Origin of the sequence: Anaerobiospirillum thomasii (assembly GCF_900445255.1) — a bacterium.
In the GTDB taxonomy this organism is placed as follows: domain Bacteria; phylum Pseudomonadota; class Gammaproteobacteria; order Enterobacterales; family Succinivibrionaceae; genus Anaerobiospirillum_A; species Anaerobiospirillum_A thomasii.
Genome location: NZ_UAPU01000005.1, coordinates 477,377 through 497,707 on the forward strand (window position 1 = coordinate 477,377; position 20,331 = coordinate 497,707).

The 20,331-nt window shown below is 41.3% G+C and carries 15 protein-coding genes; 3 read left to right on the forward strand and 12 right to left on the reverse strand.

Translation table 11 applies throughout. The annotated features are described in order from the left end of the window. Nucleotides 1-13 precede the first annotated feature (13 nt). Entirely contained in the window at nucleotides 14-745 is a 732-nt protein-coding gene (locus DRZ93_RS02345) for a tellurite resistance TerB family protein (protein ID WP_113745727.1), read from the forward strand. Nucleotides 746-1,489: 744 nt separating this feature from the next. Here the strand turns inward: DRZ93_RS02345 and hrpA are convergent. Both hrpA and DRZ93_RS02355 read right to left on the reverse strand, forming a co-directional pair. Continuing rightward, nucleotides 1,490-5,464: an ATP-dependent RNA helicase HrpA gene (gene hrpA, locus DRZ93_RS02350; RefSeq protein WP_113745728.1), complete on the reverse strand. Its 3,975-nt coding sequence runs from the start codon at nucleotides 5,462-5,464 to the stop codon at nucleotides 1,490-1,492. Nucleotides 5,465-5,613: 149 nt separating this feature from the next. Continuing rightward, entirely contained in the window at nucleotides 5,614-6,582 is a 969-nt protein-coding gene (locus tag DRZ93_RS02355; RefSeq protein WP_113744534.1) for a WYL domain-containing protein, read from the reverse strand. Between the two features lie 245 nt (nucleotides 6,583-6,827). On the opposite strand from DRZ93_RS02355, the gene DRZ93_RS02360 reads away from it, so the two are divergent. After that, nucleotides 6,828-7,949, forward strand: coding sequence for an iron-containing alcohol dehydrogenase (locus DRZ93_RS02360; RefSeq protein ID WP_113744535.1), 1,122 nt, complete (start codon nucleotides 6,828-6,830; stop codon nucleotides 7,947-7,949). Nucleotides 7,950-8,140: 191 nt separating this feature from the next. Here the strand turns inward: DRZ93_RS02360 and DRZ93_RS13980 are convergent, their stop codons facing one another. Together DRZ93_RS13980 and DRZ93_RS02370 are read right to left on the reverse strand one after the other, a co-directional pair. Continuing rightward, the gene (locus tag DRZ93_RS13980) at nucleotides 8,141-8,263 is read right to left on the reverse strand and encodes a BrnA antitoxin family protein (protein ID WP_113744536.1); all 123 of its coding nucleotides are present in this window, start codon (nucleotides 8,261-8,263) and stop codon (nucleotides 8,141-8,143) included. Nucleotides 8,264-8,784: 521 nt separating this feature from the next. Next, nucleotides 8,785-9,774 carry a GTP pyrophosphokinase gene (locus DRZ93_RS02370; protein WP_113745729.1) on the reverse strand — a complete coding sequence of 330 codons (990 nt, stop codon included), beginning with the start codon at nucleotides 9,772-9,774 and terminating at the stop codon, nucleotides 8,785-8,787. 780 nt (nucleotides 9,775-10,554) lie between these two features. On the opposite strand from DRZ93_RS02370, the gene glmS reads away from it, so the two are divergent. After that, nucleotides 10,555-12,378: a glutamine--fructose-6-phosphate transaminase (isomerizing) gene (gene glmS / locus DRZ93_RS02375; RefSeq protein ID WP_113745730.1), complete on the forward strand. Its 1,824-nt coding sequence runs from the start codon at nucleotides 10,555-10,557 to the stop codon at nucleotides 12,376-12,378. Between the two features lie 80 nt (nucleotides 12,379-12,458). Here glmS and DRZ93_RS02380 read toward each other — a convergent pair whose 3' ends face one another. From DRZ93_RS02380 to thiC, 8 genes are all read right to left on the reverse strand, one after another. Continuing rightward, entirely contained in the window at nucleotides 12,459-13,670 is a 1,212-nt protein-coding gene (locus DRZ93_RS02380; protein WP_113745731.1) for a DUF3322 domain-containing protein, read from the reverse strand. Between the two features lie 177 nt (nucleotides 13,671-13,847). Then, nucleotides 13,848-14,342 (reverse strand): tRNA adenosine(34) deaminase TadA, encoded by a 495-nt coding sequence (tadA, locus tag DRZ93_RS02385; RefSeq protein ID WP_113745732.1) that lies wholly within the window; start codon nucleotides 14,340-14,342, stop codon nucleotides 13,848-13,850. Between the two features lie 138 nt (nucleotides 14,343-14,480). After that, on the reverse strand, nucleotides 14,481-15,605 hold the full coding sequence (thiH, locus tag DRZ93_RS02390; protein ID WP_113744541.1) for a 2-iminoacetate synthase ThiH: 1,125 nt from the start codon (nucleotides 15,603-15,605) through the stop codon (nucleotides 14,481-14,483). After that, nucleotides 15,605-16,387 (reverse strand): thiazole synthase, encoded by a 783-nt coding sequence (locus DRZ93_RS02395; RefSeq protein ID WP_113744542.1) that lies wholly within the window; start codon nucleotides 16,385-16,387, stop codon nucleotides 15,605-15,607. The genes thiH and DRZ93_RS02395 overlap by 1 nt, the downstream gene beginning before the upstream one ends. A 1-nt stretch (nucleotide 16,388) precedes the next feature. Beyond that, nucleotides 16,389-16,589: a sulfur carrier protein ThiS gene (gene thiS, locus DRZ93_RS02400; protein ID WP_113744543.1), complete on the reverse strand. Its 201-nt coding sequence runs from the start codon at nucleotides 16,587-16,589 to the stop codon at nucleotides 16,389-16,391. Between the two features lie 10 nt (nucleotides 16,590-16,599). Beyond that, the gene (locus tag DRZ93_RS02405; RefSeq protein WP_113744544.1) at nucleotides 16,600-17,316 is read right to left on the reverse strand and encodes a HesA/MoeB/ThiF family protein; all 717 of its coding nucleotides are present in this window, start codon (nucleotides 17,314-17,316) and stop codon (nucleotides 16,600-16,602) included. Beyond that, nucleotides 17,316-18,815, reverse strand: a complete 1,500-nt coding sequence (thiE, locus tag DRZ93_RS02410) for a thiamine phosphate synthase (protein WP_113744545.1) — start codon at nucleotides 18,813-18,815, stop codon at nucleotides 17,316-17,318. Before thiE ends, DRZ93_RS02405 begins: the two co-directional genes overlap by 1 nt. Beyond that, nucleotides 18,805-20,328 (reverse strand): phosphomethylpyrimidine synthase ThiC, encoded by a 1,524-nt coding sequence (gene thiC, locus DRZ93_RS02415; protein WP_113745733.1) that lies wholly within the window; start codon nucleotides 20,326-20,328, stop codon nucleotides 18,805-18,807. Before thiC ends, thiE begins: the two co-directional genes overlap by 11 nt. Nucleotides 20,329-20,331 lie beyond the last annotated feature (3 nt).

Here is a 20,331-nt window from a genome sequence, read left to right on the forward strand (position 1 = left end):
AAAAGGATTTGATATGAAAGATCTGTTCAACTCACTAAAAGATCAGATAAACCCACAGTCATCATCGTCATCACTTGGCAGTCTTGGCGGCCTTTTAGGCTCTGCTGCAGCTGGCGGAATCCTGGGTGCTCTGCTTGGTGGTTCAAAGTCAGTTAAAAGGACTGCCAAAAATATAGCCTATATAGGTGGCGGTGCAGCGGCTGCCTCTATGGCCTATTCTCTTTATAAAAAATGGGCCGATAAAAACAACTCTCAGGGTGGCATGCCACAGAGTCAGGGCCATACCTATCAGCCACAGCCAAATACCTACAGCAGTACCTCACAGACCAATGTCTTTGATGAGTTTAACAGACAGAATCAGACAGCATCTGCAGCCACTGTCAATGACGAGCATGCTGTGCTTTTAATTGAGGCCATGGTATTTGCAGCCCGCGCTGACGGTCATATTGACAATGATGAGCAGAATATAATTTTAAAGACCTCTAAGTCTTTAGTCTCAGATGAAAGATTTAATAGCATTGTACGTGAGGCTCTGCAGCGTCCTTTAGATCCTGCCTATATTGCCTCAAAAGTACCAAGCCCTGATATGGCAGATGATATTTATCAGCTCTCAGCTACAGTAATAGTTGCTGACAACTATATGGAGCAAAGCTATCTGCAGGGACTGGCAAGGGCTTTAAATATCAATGACTCACAAAAGCTTACGCTTGAGCGGCAGGCCCTTGAGTTCAGATCACAGATTTAATTAAAACACACCAATAAGCTCTGAGATATCTCAGAGCTTATCTTTTTGTATCCTGCTTTTTTCTACCCAGCCCTATTCTCTTATTAATAAGACAATATTCTATTTATAGCTCAGGATAGCTTGCCTCATCAAAAAAGACTGCAAGCAATAAATCAAATTCCTCAACACGGGCTTGATGAGCTTTAAATAGGCAAGTTGCCCTCGGCAAGTGCACCTTCAGTAGCTAATGACTGAATAAACTCTCTGTTTTGTGTGGCAAATTTAAGCCGGGAAATCTGTGAGTCCTTAAACTTCTTATGCAGTACAGTGGCTTTTTCAAGGTGTCCTAAAATATCCTTGTAGCTGTCATTGAGCAGACCATCAAAGATCTCAATTTCAGCTAAAAATCAGTCACGCTGCAAATCTGTCTCCATACATTTTAAAAGCTGCTCTGAGTGCTCATAGGCAATAGCAGATGAAGCGCAACATAAAGCTGCAGTCAAAGTGCCTAAAACTTTGCTTATAAAAATTTTCCTTATACAAATTATAAAACATACATTAAAGCTACATTCTTTATAAAAAACTGTAAAAGTACAGCACTGATGCCTATGTTTAAAGATACTATCATCAATGTATAGTAAATATGCTACTAAAAAGTAAATAATACTGTCTTTAGATTATTTTAAATAAGGCACAAATAAATTGATACAATCAACAAATCTTTCAATTTATCCATGCCCTTTATAGACTTTGGATATGCAGACTCTACAGGCTTAAGATCCTGTCTATCTCATTTATAACTCTCTTGTCTGAAATTGGACCTTTAACTCCCAGCTGCTGAGCAAAATATGACACCCTAAGCTCCTCTATCATCCATTTGACGGCTTTGAGCTCATCAGGAATCAGATCTTTTGCATAACGTGTCATAGCCCCATAGTACTTGTCAGCTATAGCATCAAGCTTGCGCATATAGTTCAAATCGCGGTTGACATCGCGCGATACCTTGCTCACTCTCTCAATAGCTGACTGCAGATAACGCGGGATATTTTTTAAATTCTCAGGATCGGTATCAGAGATAAATCCCTTATACACAAGAGAGTCAAGCTGCTTTTGCACATCGGCATAGCACAAAGCCACATCAAAGCCAAAGGAGCCTCTTAACATCCTTTTTAGCTCATGGGCCTTATAGAGGATCTGCTCTACATAGGAGCACATCTCAAGTGCTGTATCATTTAAACTGCCACGCACCTTCTCCTTGAGCACATTAAAGCCCTCCTCATCGTAGACAAGACCGCCATTATCCTTGATGATCTTAATGACAGAGGCCTTTATCAGATCGTCAATAAGCTCACCAACAGAGCCAAGGGGCTGATAGTACATTGAAAGCTTGGCCTTGTTTGGCAGATGGCTTTGCAGATACGATGTAGGATTTTTTATAGACAAGGTCAAAAGCGTCACCAGACCCTGCCACATATGACGCGTAGCGCGCATTTCATTATCATAAAGCTCAAGGGTGACACCAGAGCCTTTAACACTCAGGGCAGGATAAGAGACAATTGACAATGAGCCATGCTGTGTTTTTTTATGACGCTCAATAGAGCCATATACCCAGTTATCAGATGGGGCCATAGGTTTGTGCGATTTTACAGCCTGCTTTAGTGCCTCCTGTGATGCGCCCTGCATTTTATGCTGCAGTGCTTCAAGATCCTTTGAAGAGCCAAGCTCCCTGCCCTTTAAATCCTCAACCACAAAGGTCATTAAAAGATGATTATCAATAGCTGTAAAATCAAAATCATCAGCACTGATACGCTCACCGCAGATTCTGGTAAATTCCTTGGCAGCAAGTGTATAAAGATTGCCATCATAGGCAGGCACAGACTCTAAAAAAGCCCTGGCATAATCAGGAGCCGGAATTAAAGAGCGTCTTAGCCTTTTTGGCAGAGAGCGGATTAATGAGGCTACAAGATCCTGCCTTAAACCTGGTATCTGCCAGGTAAAGATATCTGCCTTTAACTGATTTAAGACAGTTACAGGAATATGCACGCTCACACCATCTCTTTTATCCTTGATATCAAAGACATAGCTTAATTTAAAGTTAAAACTCTCATAGGCAAAACTCTCAGGATATAAATCCTCTCTTACCTTATCAAAGCTGTCTTTGACAATGTTTTCAAGTTTGAAATCAAGATAATGCGCATCCTCTTTGCTCTTTTTGCTCCACCATTTTTCAAAATGTCTTTGCGTTACAATGTCATCTGGCAGTTTTTTATCATAAAAATCCTGCATAACAGAGGCATCAACTAAAAGATCGCGCCTTCTTATCTTATCCTCAAGATACTCAACATCATCAACAAGCTCTAAATTCTGTTTAAAGAAGCTGTATTTTAAGGATATGTCACCTGCCACCAGACCATCACGTATAAAAAGCTCACGACAGAGTTTTTTATCAATATCCTTATACTGACACAACCGTGACTGCACGATGGACAGGCCATATAAACTTATGGTGACATAGGCAAGAACAGCACCCTGTTTTGAGCTCCAGTGTGGCTGGGCATAGCTCTTTTTAATAAGATGGGCACCTGCCTGCTCAAGCCATAGAGGATTGATATCAGCCACTGTTCTTGCAAATAAACGTGAGGTCTCACTTATCTCACAGGCACAGATCCATTTTGGGGTCTTGCCATCAAGGCTCTGTCTTGAGAGCAGAAATTTAATGCCTCTGGCACCTGTATAGCTCTTACCCTTGATATCAAGCTGACCAATGTGCGAGAGCAGTCCTGCAATAATGGCTCTGTGTATAGCCTCATAGTCAGCCTCAACCTCATTGAATTTGAATTTAAGCGACTGCAGTGTGCTTTTAAGCTGTCGGTGCACATCAAACCACTCGCGCACTCTAAGATAGGAGATAAATTCCTTTTTAAGCTGACGCTTAAAGGCCGAGGCCGACAATGTCTTCTGCAATGAGGTCAGATAGCTATAGAGCTTTAAAAATGAGATAAAATCTGACTTTTCATCATTAAAGCGCTTGTGATAATTGTCACTGGCCTCTTTTTTATCTATAGGACGCTCTCTTGGATCCATAACGGCAAGAGCTGAGACTATAATCAAAGCCTCATTTAAAGATGAGTATTTGCCAGCCTCAACGAGCATACGTGCCAGGCGCGGATCACATGGTATCTTAGATAAAAGTGAACCTGTAGCTGTAAGCTCAATCTTGTCAGTACTGTTGCCAGAGGCCTCCTTAATAGCGCCAAGCTCCTCTAAAAGGCGTATACCGTCACTTATCTGTCTGTCAGTTGGCGCATCAATAAATGGAAATTCATTTATATCTCCAAGGCGCAAAGATATCATCTGTAAAATAACAGCAGCAAGATTGGTTCTTAAAATCTCAGGATCGGTATACAATGGTCTGCTCTCAAAATCCTCCTTTGAGTACAGTCTTATACAGATACCGTCACTGACACGGCCGCAGCGGCCCTTGCGCTGATTGGCACTGGCCTGTGATATAGGCTCAACAGGCAGCCTCTGCACCTTGGTTTTGGCGCTGTAGCGTGAAATACGCGCAAGACCCGGGTCAATTACATATTTAATGGATGGCACCGTAAGCGAGGTTTCTGCCACATTGGTGGCAAGCACAATTCTCACGCCCGTATGCTCTGTAAAAATCTTATTCTGCTCGGCTGTGGCAAGACGGGCATACAAAGGCAGAATTTCAGTATCGCGCAGGGTTGCCTTCTTTAAAAAAGAGGCCATCTCCATAATGTCACGCTCACCTGGCAAAAACACAAGAATATCGCCGCGCCCCTGCTCCATAAGATAATCTACAGCCTTTAGCACACCATGCTTTAAATCAGTCTCCTCTAAAATCTCCTGACCGTCACTGTCCACCTCTTTTAAAAGCGGCATATACACAAGCTCCACCGGATAGGTGCGCCCTGAGACCTCAATTATAGGAGCATCGTCAAAGTGTTTTGAAAAGCGTTCAGGATCGATGGTGGCCGAGGTGATAATAAGCTTAAGCTCAGGTCTTTTTTTAAGAAGATTTTTTAAGTAGCCTAAAAGAAAATCAATATTTAAAGAGCGCTCATGGGCCTCGTCAATAATAATGCAGTCATAATTTAAAAGTAATCTATCACTTGCAGTCTCTGAGAGCAAAATACCGTCAGTCATGAGCTTTATATAGGAACTCTCAGAGGTCACATCGCTAAAACGGATCTTAAAGCCCACCGATCTGCCAAGATTTTCATGAAGCTCTGAGGCTATACGGGAGGCCACAGCACGGGCGGCAATTCGCCTTGGCTGTGTATGACCTATAAGACCTTTAATACCAAGGCCAGCCTCAAGGCACATCTTTGGAATCTGTGTGGTTTTACCAGAGCCAGTCTCACCTGCAATAATCACCACCTGATGATTCATAATGGCACTTACAATTCTGTCGCGCTCGGCACACACTGGCAGTGACATATCATATTCAAGCTTTGGCAGATTTTCCTGTCTTGATTTAAGATCATCCACAGCCTGTGCCGACATTAAAGCCAGGTCGTTTTTCTTTTCCTCAAAAAGCTCTGGTTTAATATAGCAGAGATCGTACAAAGCCTTTTTTATAAGCCTGCGTTTTTGATAGCTGACTTTATCAAGAGTAGCGCTTATGGCTTTGTAAAAGTCTGCATCTACAATATTTACATTATCTTTTTTATGTCTTTGAGATCTGTGTTTGTGCTCGTGCGTAACTGACATAGTATATTCTTATGCTCTGTTATAAAAAAATGTGGCTACATTCTAACAAAATATTATAAGGCCACAACAGCGCCATCTTAATTCTTGTAAAAAAGGCAGTGTAGCACAGCCCACCGCCCTTTAATCTTAAAAAAATAGAATGTCAGTCTTTAACTCTCATCCTCTTTGACCAATGTGGCACTAATGAGGCGGGCATTGCCAGGGCCAAAGCTGTTGATAAAGGATAAAACCTCTTTTTCAGACTGTGAGATAAGCTCAAGATGCATGGTTTTATCATCAACAAAGGTGATTTTCTGCTTGTCTGCCCAGATTCTGTCACTGACAAAATCAATAATCTTTGGATCTTTAAACTCAATGATATAAAGCTTTGGATCATCAATAGGCAGCCCCATGCCCTTAAGTTCAATCTTTGGTAGGCTCTCCACTCCGTCTCTGTGCCCCTTGCTCTCAACTGAGTGAATTCTGTGCACTAAAAAGCAGATGGGATGGGTAAAACTATGCTGCTTTAAATCATAATAATGACCTAGTGTATACAAAGTATTGTTCATGGAGACAAGACGCACAGGCACATAATTGTATTCATTAAGCTCACGCTCACCCACCTTTTTATAGGTTATATTCAAAAGTGACTGCTTGCGCATGGCTCTTATAATGCTGTGTATGGTCTGAAAATGAGGACCATAGTCTATATAGCCCTTTTTGATAATGCCAAAGTGCTCAACCTTGTCTATATTGTCCCTGTCAGCTATGGCTGTAAGCTGTATGGCCATTTCAAAGATGGATGAGGTCAGACGCTTTTTGATATGGCATGGCACATACTGAGAACTAAGATCGGTACAGATAGATAAAAAGCGCAGCTCCTGTGCATTGATATCAAGCTGCTCTGCCATATAGGAGGTTAATCTGTAATAGCGTTTGCCCTTTTCTATACCTGTCTCAAGATTGCCTTTAACCTCGCTTTCAATATCAGCCATCAGACGCAGTACAGTCTGTGATGAGCAGTTAAGGGTATGAGCCAGATCTGACAGAAAATGTTTTGAATCGTCAGCCAGTAAAATTCTAAACAGACGCAGAAGCTTTATGGTAGCTGTAGCGCCCTGATCTATTTTCTTGGGCATAATATGTCTTTTAAAATTAACCTGTTGTAAAACTTGAATTTATTATATAAAAAATCTGATTTTTTAAGCCCTGTCTGACAGCTTTTTTTCCTGAATTTTTAAAATAGTGTTTCAAATTTAGAGATTGATCTAAATTTGAAATAAAAATATGGCTATTTTTTTACTTTTTATAAACTGCTGTAACTTTTTAGTTTATAGTCTTATTAACATAATGAGGCCTTATTTAGGCCAAAGGAGTCATTAGGATGAGTATAAGAAAAGCCTTTAGATCAAAGACAGAGATTGTAAGTTTAAAGACCATGTCGGAAACTTTAAGCTTTGTCAGAGTGCAAAGTGATGATCTTATACTTACAACTAAAAATATATACGACATATTTTTACAAAGTTCTCTTAAGAATAACAAGATCCTCTTTAGAGAAGACTATGGCACAGGTCAGATTCTAGATACAACTGTAGATAAGATAGCCAAAGATGCAGGTGCCAGCTATAAAAGAGTTATAGGTATAGGCCCTGGCTCTGTCATGGAGCTTGCCAAGCTTTTAAGTCTTGAGAAATTCTCACCTTTTGCAGATATCTATCATCAGCGTTTTGCTTTAAAAAAGATACGTGACCTTATTTTAATACCATCAACTCCTGGGACTGGTACCGAGGTTACCCCTTATTGTGCTGTGGTAATGAGCTCTCTTGGAGTGCAGACTGTTTTAAATGATGACTGTCTGTATGCCGATTATGCTCTGTTATGCCCTGAGCTTTTAGAGGATCTGCCCTTTAAAGCCATGGCCTCAAGCTCCTTTGACTCTTTTGTCCATGCCTTTGAGTCCTATCTGTCACCACTTGCCACACCTTTTTCCAAGACCATGTCCCTAAAGGCCATGGAGATAATTATAAAAGCCTGGAGCAGCATAGCCTGCAATGGCGCCGGGGCTTTGAATGACAATATAGCCCTGTTACAGCAGGCAGGCACCATGGCAGGTATTGGCTATGCCAATGCAGGCTGTGCGGCCATTCATGCCACTGCCTATCCACTTGCTGTCAGACTGTCACTCTCACATGGAGAGTCAAACTATATAACCTTCTTTGAGATTGTAAAAATCTATAAGGAGAAAAAGGCTATTGGCAGTCTTGATGATATTGAGTGCATGGCCTGTGAGATCCTTGACTGTAAAAAGGATGAGAGCTTTGCCTATCTTGAAAGGCTGTGCAACAACATACTAAGCCGCAAAAAATTAAGCGCTCTTGGCATGAAGGAAAATCAGATCCTTGAGTTTACGGATATGGTAATGACAAGACAGCATATGTTAATAGCCAACGGTTATGTGCAGCTCTCACCAGGTGAAATTGCCGACGTCTATAAAAATTTGTTCTAAAGTATAAATTATATAAAAAAGCTATATGCAAAGTCCCTAATAAGATGTCATATGGCCCATTTTTTAAACTCATCGCGCATCACTGTTGGCTCTTTACTAATATATTACTACCTAAAATCCCATAATTAAAGCTACAAGAAGACTGGACGCTTTGTACTCTAACCTGCGCCTTTTTAATTAAAATGTTCTATCTAGACTCTAGATTTGCCAAGTAATGTATTAATTTGAGTTTGACAGCCTTTTCCTTTAGCTTTAAAGTATTGTGCTATAACGTGATCTGACCTTACGCTGATTAATTTTTTTACTATCAGCAACTGCTCTTTATTTGCGTTTTAAAAGCTTACCATCAATATAGACATTTTCTTTATTTATTAATTATTTGCTAGGCTCTGGAATATCATCTCCTTTGGCATTTATACCATCAGCATTAAACCATGGCTAAGACTGTTTTTTGTTTTCTATCAGTGCTTTTTCATTGATATAATGCAATAAGATTTATATCTTTTTACCTATGTTCTAAAGTCTCCACAGCTCTTTAGGTATTGCCTTTTTTGTGCATACACTAAAAAGGCAGATCTTAGGGAAGACAAATATCAACTTCTTCATGTCTGCCACCTGATAACATTATCTCCTAGAAGGGCAGTAAATACTGCAATCTCATATATATAACTATAAAAGATCTGATAATTACATACTATACAACATATATGAGATTTATTGTAATAAAAAACCGCAGACTTAAATTTAAATATAAGCCTCCTTTAGTATTGTTTTGCCTCTTTTAGTGTTGAGATAAAATTTTGAGTTTCCAAAAAGTAATTTGGATATGCTTTTTTCATATCTTTACATTTTGGGCACTTAATAACAATAAAGATTTATTTTCATCATCTCTGCTCGTATATTCTTTTGCAGTGTATAAAGTTTCAGCTTCATCTAATGATTTTTTATTAAATGGAGAAATTTTTATTACACTATGATTATCGTTTATGACAGTCAGATCTAAAACAAAATAATATGCATCCTTACTAATTTTTATACTCTCTTCGATATCTCTTGAGGATTTAGCAATAATGTCTAATTTATGAGTAATTTTTAATTTTTCATCTAATTCATTTATATGCTCTACAAGAAATTTTTTATCATAATCTTTTAAGGACTCTAAAACATTACAATTCTCTTTTATAGCAAAAAGAGCACTGGCATATCTAAAAAATTCTTTAACCTCATGCTCGCCATGACCTGATTTATATGAAACCCTGTCAACCATACCGAGAGTCTCTACTGCAGTAGCCCAGTAATGCTGCAAGAGCGTGCGTATCTGAATTTCAAGTCTAAAGCCTTTATATAACTCATTTGATTTAGAGCCATTATATTTTACAACCTGATGAAGACTTCTATAACCATCTTCTTTAGGTTTTTCTATGTAATCATGAGGAGGAACAATAAGATCAAAACTAGAGCGCTTTGAAGATGTAAGGAGTTTATTGATTTGATAAACATCATTTATATTTTTAGCAATTATTCTAATACCACCCACATCCTGCATCCGCGACATACGCATAGAAGGAATACGCTGTATTTTAGAGATAATAGATGGCATGCGTTTTAAACGCTGAACAATAATTACTTTACTATAATCTGTTTTATTTAATTTTCTTCTAATGTAGACTTGTAGTGCATTAAGAGGCATAGCATGAAGCTTACGCCACTGCTTAATAATTTCAAAATTCTCAGGTAAGGCTTTATTTCCCTGGGCCTTTATTTTATTACCAGCATTATCAATTGCTGTATTACTTATTAATCGAGAAAATATAATTATACTCACCTAAAATAGCAAATAGTTTTATAAGAAAAATTAATATAGCTATAACCAACAGTTTTATGATTAAACTTAGAAATTAAAACTGATCATTTACTATTACAATCACTTTAGATTTAATTTTTTTATAAAAGATCTTTATAAATTGTAGCTACATTGTTCATGTCAAACCACAAAGCTTGTTTATTCAATATCTATAATTATAGATTGGCGGGTTTAAAAAGCAATCCTTTTAATAAAGCTATTATCCCACACTATTCCATCAGCATCTTATAAAAGCACCTGACATTTGCGCCTCTGACAATGCTCAGGTAAAAAACTTTAAAAGAGCTCAAATACATGTATAGGTAAGCTGCTACAGTATAGTCTTTAGGGCTTGAATCTGAGCCTTGGCTTGGGATTTTAAGATTAAAGGAAGGATTATCTAGCCTAGAGTGGGCTGGGGTTGCCCCCAGCTGCACAGATAGAATCTGTGACTCACTCTCTCTCCTGATTGGCTCATTGGCCTTTCATTCTCTAAATATGTTATCGTCAGTTTATATTGTTTCTTTAAAACTTTTTGCATATTTTTTCCAGATTTTTTAAGGCTCCTGTTTCTGATCCACCCCTGTGCTCTGCGATATTTACGCCCCATTTTGTAACAAATGAAAATATACAAACACAGCTACTTTAAAAATTTTATTATTGTGTATAAATATTTAGCATAAATAGCATTTGAAATTTTTAAGTTTTTGTATATAAAATATACCTTTAAATATTTTCAAATGTTATAAAGGAATTTAATTTATGTGTGGAATTATTGGTGCCTGCGCCACAGATGATATAATGGACAGCCTACTTTATGGCCTTAATGCTCTTGAATACAGAGGCTATGACTCAGCAGGACTGTCCATTTTTTCTGCCAACACTATAAAAACCTATAAAAGTGTAGGCAAAGTCAAAGCCCTTGAGGATCAGTGTAAAAGCTTATCTTTACAATCAAATACAGGCATAGCCCACACCCGCTGGGCCACCCATGGCACAGCCACTATCAACAATGCCCATCCGCATAATTCACAGCAGTATTCTCTGGTACACAACGGTATTATAGAAAACTACAAAGAGCTAAAGAGCACACTTGGCGATACTAGCTTTTACTCGCAGACTGACAGCGAGGTTTTAGTTAAATATATTCAATCTCAAAAAAGCCCTGCAAACACCACATTAGAGGCTTTAAGGCAGGCACTGTCACAGGTTAAAGGCTCTTATGCCATATGTATGCTTGACAATGAGGATCCTGGCCATATCTATGCAGCCTGCAATGGCTCGCCTCTTATTTTAGGTATAGGCTCTTTGGGTATGTATATAGCCTCAGATATCAGCGCCCTTTTACGCACATGTTCGCGCTTTGTCTATCTGCAAGATGGTGATCTTGCACTTATTAATAACAGTGGCTATGAGATTTTCAATCTTAAGGGACATAAGGTTGAGCGTAGCGAGGTTAAATCAGATCTAAGTCAAAGTGCCATAGATAAAGGCAGATTTGAGCACTTTTTGCTAAAGGAGATCTATGAGCAGCCTCAATGCGTTACAGATACCATAGCTTATGCCTTTGAGCATGAGCAAGAAGGTATAGAGTCAAAAAGATCCTTACAGGATTTATATAAAGATAAGATTGATAGAATTACGCTTGTAGGCTGCGGCACTTCCTATCATGCAGCTCTGTGTGGCAAATATTTTTTTGAAAAATACCTCAAAATCCCCTGCAGCGTGGAGATTGCCTCTGAATTTCGCTACAAAGAGCCCCTTGTAGAGCCCAATACGCTCTTTTTGTGTATATCACAGTCAGGAGAGACTGCAGATACCCTTGAGGCGCTTAAACTTGCCAGAACCCTGTCTTATACAAGCACACTGTGTATATGCAATGTAGCCTCGTCATCTATGGTACGTGAGTGTGACTATGCCTTTATTACACGTGCCGGTAAAGAGGTAGCAGTTGCCTCCACCAAAGCCTTTGCAGCACAGCTTACAGCTCTTATGCTTATTACCTATAATCTTTTAAAAAACAAAGACACAAAATTTAAGGATGAGGCTCAGTCTATACTTAAGAACATAAAAGCTCTACCTGATCTAATACAAAGTGCTTTAAATAACAATGAAACTATTAAAAGCCTGGCCAGCAATTTTACTCACTGCACTGATATTATGTATTTAGGCCGCTCTTTGATGCTGCCTATTGCCCTTGAAGGGGCGCTCAAGCTTACAGAGATAAGCTATATACATGCACAGGGTCTGCCGGCAGGTGAGCTCAAGCATGGACCTCTTGCGCTTATTGACAACTCATTGCCTGTGGTAATGATTGCACCTGACAATAGCCTTTTAGATAAAATAAAATGCTCTATTGAGGAGATTAAGGCCCGCGGCGGGCAGATCTATGTCTTTGCAGCACACAGTGCCTTAATTGACAGTGATGAACAGGTAACTGTTATAAAAGCCCATTCTGACAATGAATTTTCTGACTGCATGATCTTTACCTTAATGCTGCAGCTTTTAGCCTATCATGTAGCTCTTTTAAAAGGCTGCAATGTGGACAGACCGCGCAATCTGGCCAAATCTGTAACTGTAGAGTAGCTAACTGTATGTAAAAAAGGTACCTTCTTAAGGTACCTTTTTTACATCTGTTGCAAAGCTTGTGCTATAAGAGCTAAAAGCTAGTCTTCAACCTGCTCTGTATTGTTGACAAAAGCTGCATTGACACCAAGGGCCTTGTGAATAATCTCAAGCGGCATGCACTCCTGATCAAGTCTTACATTCTCGCCATAATAATTCTCAAGCAGTCTTCTGCATACTAAGGCTTCATCAGCCTTGAGAGCTGCCGGTATGGTATCAATCATGACATCATTGTCAAATGACCATAAGTCCCTGTTTTCAAGCAGGGTCTGCTCATCCATAAGCAGTGACTCAATCTTTGGCATATGTATGCGCATATTGTGCAGCTGAACAAATGATCTTATATCAATACTGCCTATAAACTGCCCCTTGGCATTGGTAATCCATGGCACATGGCACAGCTCGGAGAGTGAATTGGTTGGAGGAATAACCACTACAGCACCTGCAATATCATTTAAAGATAAGGCAGTTGAGAGATTATCCATAAATATTACACGATGCGGCTTGATCTCAAGACGCTTTAGCTCCTCAATACTTGAGGCGAAAAACTTCATGCCGCCGACTTTAGAGCGCAGTACATGATCAAGTATGCAGATACGCACGGTAAATGGCGGTGGAATAAGGCCTAACTGCAGTATATCCTTTCTGTGCGGTTCAAGACCGAGCTTATCTCTTAAAAAGTCTAAGAGCAGATGACGGTTTATCTCAAACCAGCGTGTATCCACACCGCGCACCGGAACCTGACGGATTAAGGCACCTTTTTTGTTGTAGTTTTCACAGTTCCACTTGGCAACCTGTACAAAACGGTAAAAATCATTTTCCTCAAGATTTGAGATAGAGGAGATTACATCAAGAGCGCTGTCTATATAATCTGGCAGCTCAGAGGCAATAATAGCCAGTCTTTCTTTGGCTGATCTGTATTCAACCAGATGACCTGCCCAGGTGGCTATATCTTCAGGGGTGTCAAAAACCAGATGTACCGGAACCTCTACCTTGCCAATCTCTGAAATGGTTTTTTCATGGAAAGCCACATGGCCTGAGGTAACAGGATTATGCCAGTCCTCACAGAACTTTAAAAACTCATCTTTAACTTTAAGGGCCTCATCATCAGTTTTAGGTGTTCCAAGGAACAGATGCACAGGAAATGATGATGGTATGGCTTTTTTGTCCTTGATAAGTTCAGACAGCCAGCTTATGACATTGGTGCGATAAAAGGCGTTAATCTCAGTACGTATTCCGTTGCGGTTTTTCACAACATGCTCCTTTTTATATATAAGTCATGCTTATATTTTAAAGCCTTTAAAAAAGTTATCTAGTATTTTTACTAATTTTTCTTCAAAGTTTGAGCCATTTAGTCTTTTAAAGGCTCAGCCATGGGCTTTTTTATTAAAATGTTCTTGATAACAGTAACACTTTTTGTAAAAAAGCCACTATACCCCGCTCTTTGACAGACGATGGGCCTGACGCCTTTCTTTAAAAAAGCTCTGTAGCATATGTGCACATTCACTTTGCAGTATACCGCCTTTAAAGTGTATCTGATGATTGTGCCTTGTATCATTGATAATATTAAAGACACTGCTGCACGCTCCCGTCTTTAAATCAAAGGCCCCAAAATATAAATTATCAATGCGCGCATGTATCATAGCTCCTGTGCACATAAGACATGGCTCAAGCGTTACATACATATTAAGCTTTACAAGGCGGTAGTTGCCAATACTGATGCCAGCCTTGCGCATTGCTGCAATTTCAGCATGAGCACTTGGATCACTGTCAGTAATCACGCGGTTCATGCCAGAGCCTATAATACTGCCTTTATCATCAACAATAACAGCTCCCACCGGTACCTCGCCAAGGCTATAGGCTATTTTAGCCTGCTCAAGAGCAAGGCGCATATAAAACTCATGATCTACGGCAGTCTCAGACATATGTATAAAAATACTGTTGCTTATAAAATATCAATTATTATAGAAGATTATATATAAAAAGGCTTTAGATGAGTGACATAAATTACAAAAGAGAGGATAAAGGCAGGAGAGCCCTGCCTTTTTAAAGTTCTGCCCCTATCAGATGGCTTTGAAGTATGAGGTTGAGGCATCATGGAATACTGCCTCAAGACCGTTGATGTGCAGTGCCTTGACTACCTCATCTACGCTTCTGTCATCATTTACAGACCACTGCTCAAGATATTTACCCTTGTTGGCATAACCACCAGGCTCTGTTGATGAACCTGCTGATACTGCTGTAATACCAAGAGGAATAACCATATCTCTAAACTCTGCACTCTCACGGGTGGAGATGGTCAGATCAAGCTCATTGTCAAAAATGCGCCAGGCACAAATAAGCTGTACAAGCTTGGCATCATTCATAGGGAACTTAGGCTCATAGCCACCTGTGGCAGGACGCAGACGCGGGAAGGAGACTGACAGACGTGTCTTGTAGTAATGCTCGCGCATATATAAAACATGCATAGCCACAGCACACAGATCTACCTTCCAGTCATAAAGACCGATAAGAGCGCCAAGACCCACCTTGTCAATACCTGCCTTGCCAAGACGATCAGGTGTCTCCATACGAAAACGCATGTCAGTCTTTTTACCGGCTAAATGATTTTCCTTATAGCACTGAGGATGATAGGTCTCCTGATAGACAGAGACGCTGTCAAGACCAAGCTCTTTGAGCTCAGCATAATCCTCAGTCTCTAAAGGCTGAACCTCCATCTGCAGATAGGCTGCATACTCTTTAACAATTGGCAGTACCTGCCTAAAATACTCCATACCGCCACGGCGTGAGTTTTCACCTGTCACTAACAGAATATTCTCATAGCCCATCTCATTAATGGCAATACACTCCTGTCTTATCTCATCTAAGGTAAGTACAGTACGGTGAAATTTATTGTCGGCTGAAAACCCACAGTAACGGCATTTGTTGCTGCAAAGATTGGTCAGATACAATGGCAGATACATATTTACAGTGCGGCCAAAACGGCGGCGTGTAAGCTGCATTGACATTGAAGCCATCTCTTTTAGATAGTGAATGCGGGCATTTTCAGAGATTAAAGCCGCAAAATCTGTAACATCAAGATTAAAACCTTTAGCAAGAGCTCTTTCCACATCACTGTCTGTTCTTGAATCTACAAGAGTGCGGAATTTATCCACATCAATCTTGGAGATTTCATCATAAAAGCTCATTACTGCATAGCCTCCTCAAGAAACTTTTCCATAGGAGATGTGGCGCTGGCACTGTCTAAAACGCCGGCCAGACCCGCAAGATATCCCTCGCGTCCAGCCTCACAGGCCTTTTTAAAGGCACTTGCCATAAGCACAGGATCTCTTGCTGCGGCTATAGCTGTATTGACCATGACTGCATCGGCACCTATTTCAAATGACTCACTAGCATGTGACGGAGTTCCGATACCGGCATCAATGATGACAGGTACACAGGCTTCCTTGATAATAATCTTTAAAAACGGCAGTGTCTCAAGTCCGCGGGCAGAGCCAATAGGAGCCCCTAAAGGCATAACGGCGGCCACACCGCACTCTTGTAGCGCACGGCACAGTGAAGGGTCGGCAGAGCAGTAGGCAAATACGGCAAAGTCCTGTGCTACAAGCTCTTTACAGGCATTTAATGTCTCAACAGGATCTGGCAGCAGATATTTCTGATCAGGATGCACCTCAACCTTGATCCAGTTGGTGCCAAGAGCCTCGCGTGAGAGCTGTGCTGCATAGATTGCCTCCTTGGCATTGCGCGCACCTGAGGTATTTGGCATTAAAGTAATGTTAAGATCTTTTAGCGGCTTTATAATGCTGTCAGTCTGACCCTTTATATCCACTCTTTTAATAGCCATAGTGGCAATCTGAGCACCTGAGGCCTGTGTCGCTCTGTAAAGAAAATCTGCAGAGGCATATTTGCCTGTACCTACAATAAGGCGGGAATCAAACTCACGACCTGCCAGAACCAATTTGTCACTCATATCAACCTCCTGCAACTAGTGTGAAAACATCAAGGTTCATACCCTCTTCAAGTACAAACTCACTCCATGTGCTTTTGGGCACAATACGCTCATCAACGCTTGCTGCACAGCCCTCTAACTCTATGTCATGCTGCGTAACAAAACTCAAAAGCGTTGTGCCGCTGTCAACTTCAATCAACTGACCGTTAAAAGTAATTTTCATATAACTCCTGTTAACCTGCGCAGCATGTACAGTTTACATCACGCGCAAGCTCCATCTTTCTTACTGTAAAGTTCTTAAGGTCAAAAAGATGCATAATTCCGCAGGCATCTGTGTTGCCATTTAACATCTGCAGAGCCAGCATGGCACAGGATGATGACATCATGGCAGCGGCAGGTCCTAAAATACCCTTTAGCTCAAGATTGCCCACAGTTCCTGTCATACACTGATAACAGCCATATCTGTCTACAAAATCCTGACTTGAGAATAACAGTCCCATCATAATGCCGCGATAGGCACCGACAGATGTGTGAATAAAATCAATCCTCTGCTTTAAACACAGCTCATTTAACAAAAGACGTGTTGGCATATTGTCACTAAGATCCATGATAAGATCGCAGCCTCTGGCAAAAGAGTCAAAATTATCGCGTGTTATTTTTTCAAAACACACAATATCTGTGCTCTTATCAAGAGCCTTGAGCTCACGCATGGCACTTTGTGTCTTGGAGTGACCCACATCATCCTCTCTGTAGAGAATCTGTCGGTGCAGATTGGACAGGGAGACCTCATCGCTGTCACTTATGTGCAAGGAGCCAACTCCAGCTCCTGTCAAAAGCAGTGAACACAGCCCGCCAAGGCCGCCTACTCCTACAATGCCTACTCTTTTTTGTTTTAGAAGATCTGTGCTTTTGGCAAAATCATCTAGCATTTCCTGACGGCTGTGACGCATTACACATTATCTCCGCCAGAGCCCACAAGCTTAAGCCAGAGCTGTGCCTCAATATTAGGATCATCGGCTTTGGTAATAGCTGTAATTACAGCAACAGAGCCAACATTAGTACCAAGCACATCATCTAGCATTTCCTTTTTAATACCGCCTATGGCCACTGTAGGGATTACATTGTCCATAAGCTTTGCCATATAGGCAAGACGTGAGACACCCTGAGGCTTTGACGGCATTACCTTTGAGTTTGTAGGATAGATATGACCTAGAGCTATATATGATGGCTTTAATGAGACAGCCTTTAACAGCTCATACATGCCATGGGTTGACACACCAAGGCGCAGACCGCTGTCACGGATTTTTGCAATATCAGCCTCTTTTAGATCCTCCATGCCAAGGTGAACACCATAGGCGCCGGCCTTGATGGCAAGCTCATAATGATCATCAATAAAGACACGGGCTTTATAGGCTTTACCTAAATTTACAGCTCTTACAATCTGATCGTATAAATCAGCTCTGTTTTTATCCTTAATGCGCAGCTGTATGGTCTTGACACCAAGGGCAATAAGTCTTTCTACCCATGAGGCATCATCCACTACAGGATAAAGTCCCATGCGCATAGGACATGGCGCAAAGGCAGTATCTGAGACAGGAAAACCATCTTCATAGACACGTGGCAGCAGATCAAGTGATGAAACAAAGCCGTTGTGACCTACAGGTGCTCTGTATCTGTGCTCATCTATAGCTGTATTGACAATACCTGAGTAGACATAACCCTTGGCAAGCACAGCTGCATCAAAGCTCTCATAACCCTGTGCTACAAGTGCAGCTAAAGCTGATGATAAGGCACAGCCGCCGCCATGGGCGCCATCACCCTCTTTTTTATCACTCTCCATGAAAAACTCAAGTGAGCCATTGGCAAAATAATCTTTGGCTGTACTCTGAGCCTGATTATGACCGCCCTTGATGATAATGGTATCAAGGCCTTTATCTAAAAAGAAACGGGATAGCTCTTTGACACCCTTTTGCTCAAAGTCCTCCATAGTCCATGAGGCAAGCTCAAGCGCCTCTGGCAGATTTGGAGTAAAGATAGTGCATCTTTTTAAAATTCTGTCAAGATTGGCTTTAAGATCGGCGCTTTTGAGCTCACCTGCTGTAGCTGTAAGCACAGGATCCCATATAACAGCTGCATCTTTAAGCTCATTCTCAAGAGCATCAAGTAAAATATCAAGTGTGCTCTGAGCTGATACCAGACCTACCTTGACGGCACTTACTTTGTTTTCATAATCTTCACTTACAAGAGACAGACTCTTTTTAAACAGAGCATCATCTGTAGGCACTACAGATGCCACCTGCTTTAAAGACTGAGCGGTAAGAGCTGTAGTGCATGGCATGGCAAAGCCACCGTTTTCATGTATGGTAATACAGTCGGCGGTGATTCCGGCGCCACCGCCGGAATCAAGACCTGCCACTACTAATACAAGAGGTCTTTTATTATTTAACATTAAATTCTGCCTTTAATCTGCGGTTTAATCTGATTGGACAAAATCTTGGGCCACACATGGAGCAGAAGCTTGGCTCATGGGCACAGTCATCTGGCATCTGAGCGCGCCATACTGAGTAGGCATGCTGTGGATCAAGTGACAGTGCAAACTGGTCATACCATCTAAACTCATTTCTGGCGCGTGACAGAGCATCGTCACGTAATCTGGCCATTGGCAGACCCTTGGCCACGTCGGCTGCATGGGCTGCAATCTTATAGGTGATAAGACCCTGCTTTACATCCTCAGGTGTCGGCAGAGCCAGGTGCTCAGCTGGAGTTACATAGCAGAGCATGGCTGTACCGCGATGGGCAATATTGGTAGCACCAATGGCTGAGGTAATGTGATCAAAGCCTGGAGCAATATCTGTAACCAGAGGGCCTAAGGTATAGAATGGAGCTTCATGGCACAGCTCATCCTCAAGATCCTGGTTTTCATAAACCTTATCAAGAGATACATGGCCTGGACCTTCAATAAAGCACTGTACACCACGCTCACGGCAGCGCAGAGCCAGCTTGCCAATAGCCTCAAGCTCACCATACTGTGCCTTGTCACAGGCATCGGCAATGGCACCAGGACGCAGACCGTCACCTAAGGATAAGGCTACATCGTATTTGGCACAGATCTCCATAATCTCATCAAAGTGCTCATAGGCAAGGTTCTGTGCATTCTGACGCATCATAACGCTGGCCATTACTGAGCCGCCTCTTGATACAATACCTAAAATACGACGGGCAGCATGAGGCAGAAGCTCGCGCAGAAGACCTGCGTGAATGGTGAAGTAGTCAACACCCTGACGAGCCTGATCGGTAATTACATCTCTAAAAAGCTCCCAGGTGATCTTGGCAGGATCGCCGCCGGCTCTGTCTAAGGTCTCATAGATTGGCACAGTACCAATTGGTACAGGAGAGGCACGTAAGATAGCCTCACGCAGAGCACCTATATTGTCAATACCTGTTGACAGATCCATAACGGTATCAGCACCGTGTTTTAAAGCCAGGCGCAGTTTGCCGATTTCCTCATCAAAACCTGATGATACAGATGATGCGCCTATATTGGCATTAACCTTTACCGAAAACTTCTTACCTATGATCATAGGCTCGGTTTCTGCGTGATTGATATTTGATGGAATAACAGCATGACCCTTGGCCACTTCCTGTCTTACCATCTCGGCACTAAAGGCCATGTCATCGCCATATTTGAAAGACTCACGGATGGCAATAAATTCCATCTCAGGGGTGATAATGTTCTCGCGGGCAAGCTCAAGCTGAGTTTTGTGATCAACTCTTTTTGAAATCCATGGAGCACGCAGCTTAGGTAATTCCTTGGCGTTTACATCAGGACCCTCTACAGTAGATACAAGCAGTGTTTCTTTGTTGGTAAGAGTAATTTTATTGAATGGAACCTGAATAGACGGGTCAGAACCCTCGATGTATATTCTCTTGATGTCTGGATTGAATGTCTTAGCTGTAGCCATATC

What these genes read in the sequence shown, in the direction of transcription:
- DRZ93_RS02345 (WP_113745727.1), top strand. Translation starts at nt 14, where the DNA reads ATGAAAGATCTGTTCAACTCACTAAAAGATCAGATAAACCCACAGTCA.
- hrpA (WP_113745728.1), bottom strand. Translation starts at nt 5,464, where the DNA reads ATGTCAGTTACGCACGAGCACAAACACAGATCTCAAAGACATAAAAAA.
- DRZ93_RS02355 (WP_113744534.1), bottom strand. Translation starts at nt 6,582, where the DNA reads ATGCCCAAGAAAATAGATCAGGGCGCTACAGCTACCATAAAGCTTCTG.
- DRZ93_RS02360 (WP_113744535.1), top strand. Translation starts at nt 6,828, where the DNA reads ATGAGTATAAGAAAAGCCTTTAGATCAAAGACAGAGATTGTAAGTTTA.
- glmS (WP_113745730.1), top strand. Translation starts at nt 10,555, where the DNA reads ATGTGTGGAATTATTGGTGCCTGCGCCACAGATGATATAATGGACAGC.
- tadA (WP_113745732.1), bottom strand. Translation starts at nt 14,342, where the DNA reads ATGTCTGAGACTGCCGTAGATCATGAGTTTTATATGCGCCTTGCTCTT.
- thiH (WP_113744541.1), bottom strand. Translation starts at nt 15,605, where the DNA reads ATGAGCTTTTATGATGAAATCTCCAAGATTGATGTGGATAAATTCCGC.
- DRZ93_RS02395 (WP_113744542.1), bottom strand. Translation starts at nt 16,387, where the DNA reads ATGAGTGACAAATTGGTTCTGGCAGGTCGTGAGTTTGATTCCCGCCTT.
- thiS (WP_113744543.1), bottom strand. Translation starts at nt 16,589, where the DNA reads ATGAAAATTACTTTTAACGGTCAGTTGATTGAAGTTGACAGCGGCACA.
- DRZ93_RS02405 (WP_113744544.1), bottom strand. Translation starts at nt 17,316, where the DNA reads ATGCGTCACAGCCGTCAGGAAATGCTAGATGATTTTGCCAAAAGCACA.
- thiE (WP_113744545.1), bottom strand. Translation starts at nt 18,815, where the DNA reads ATGTTAAATAATAAAAGACCTCTTGTATTAGTAGTGGCAGGTCTTGAT.
- thiC (WP_113745733.1), bottom strand. Translation starts at nt 20,328, where the DNA reads ATGGCTACAGCTAAGACATTCAATCCAGACATCAAGAGAATATACATC.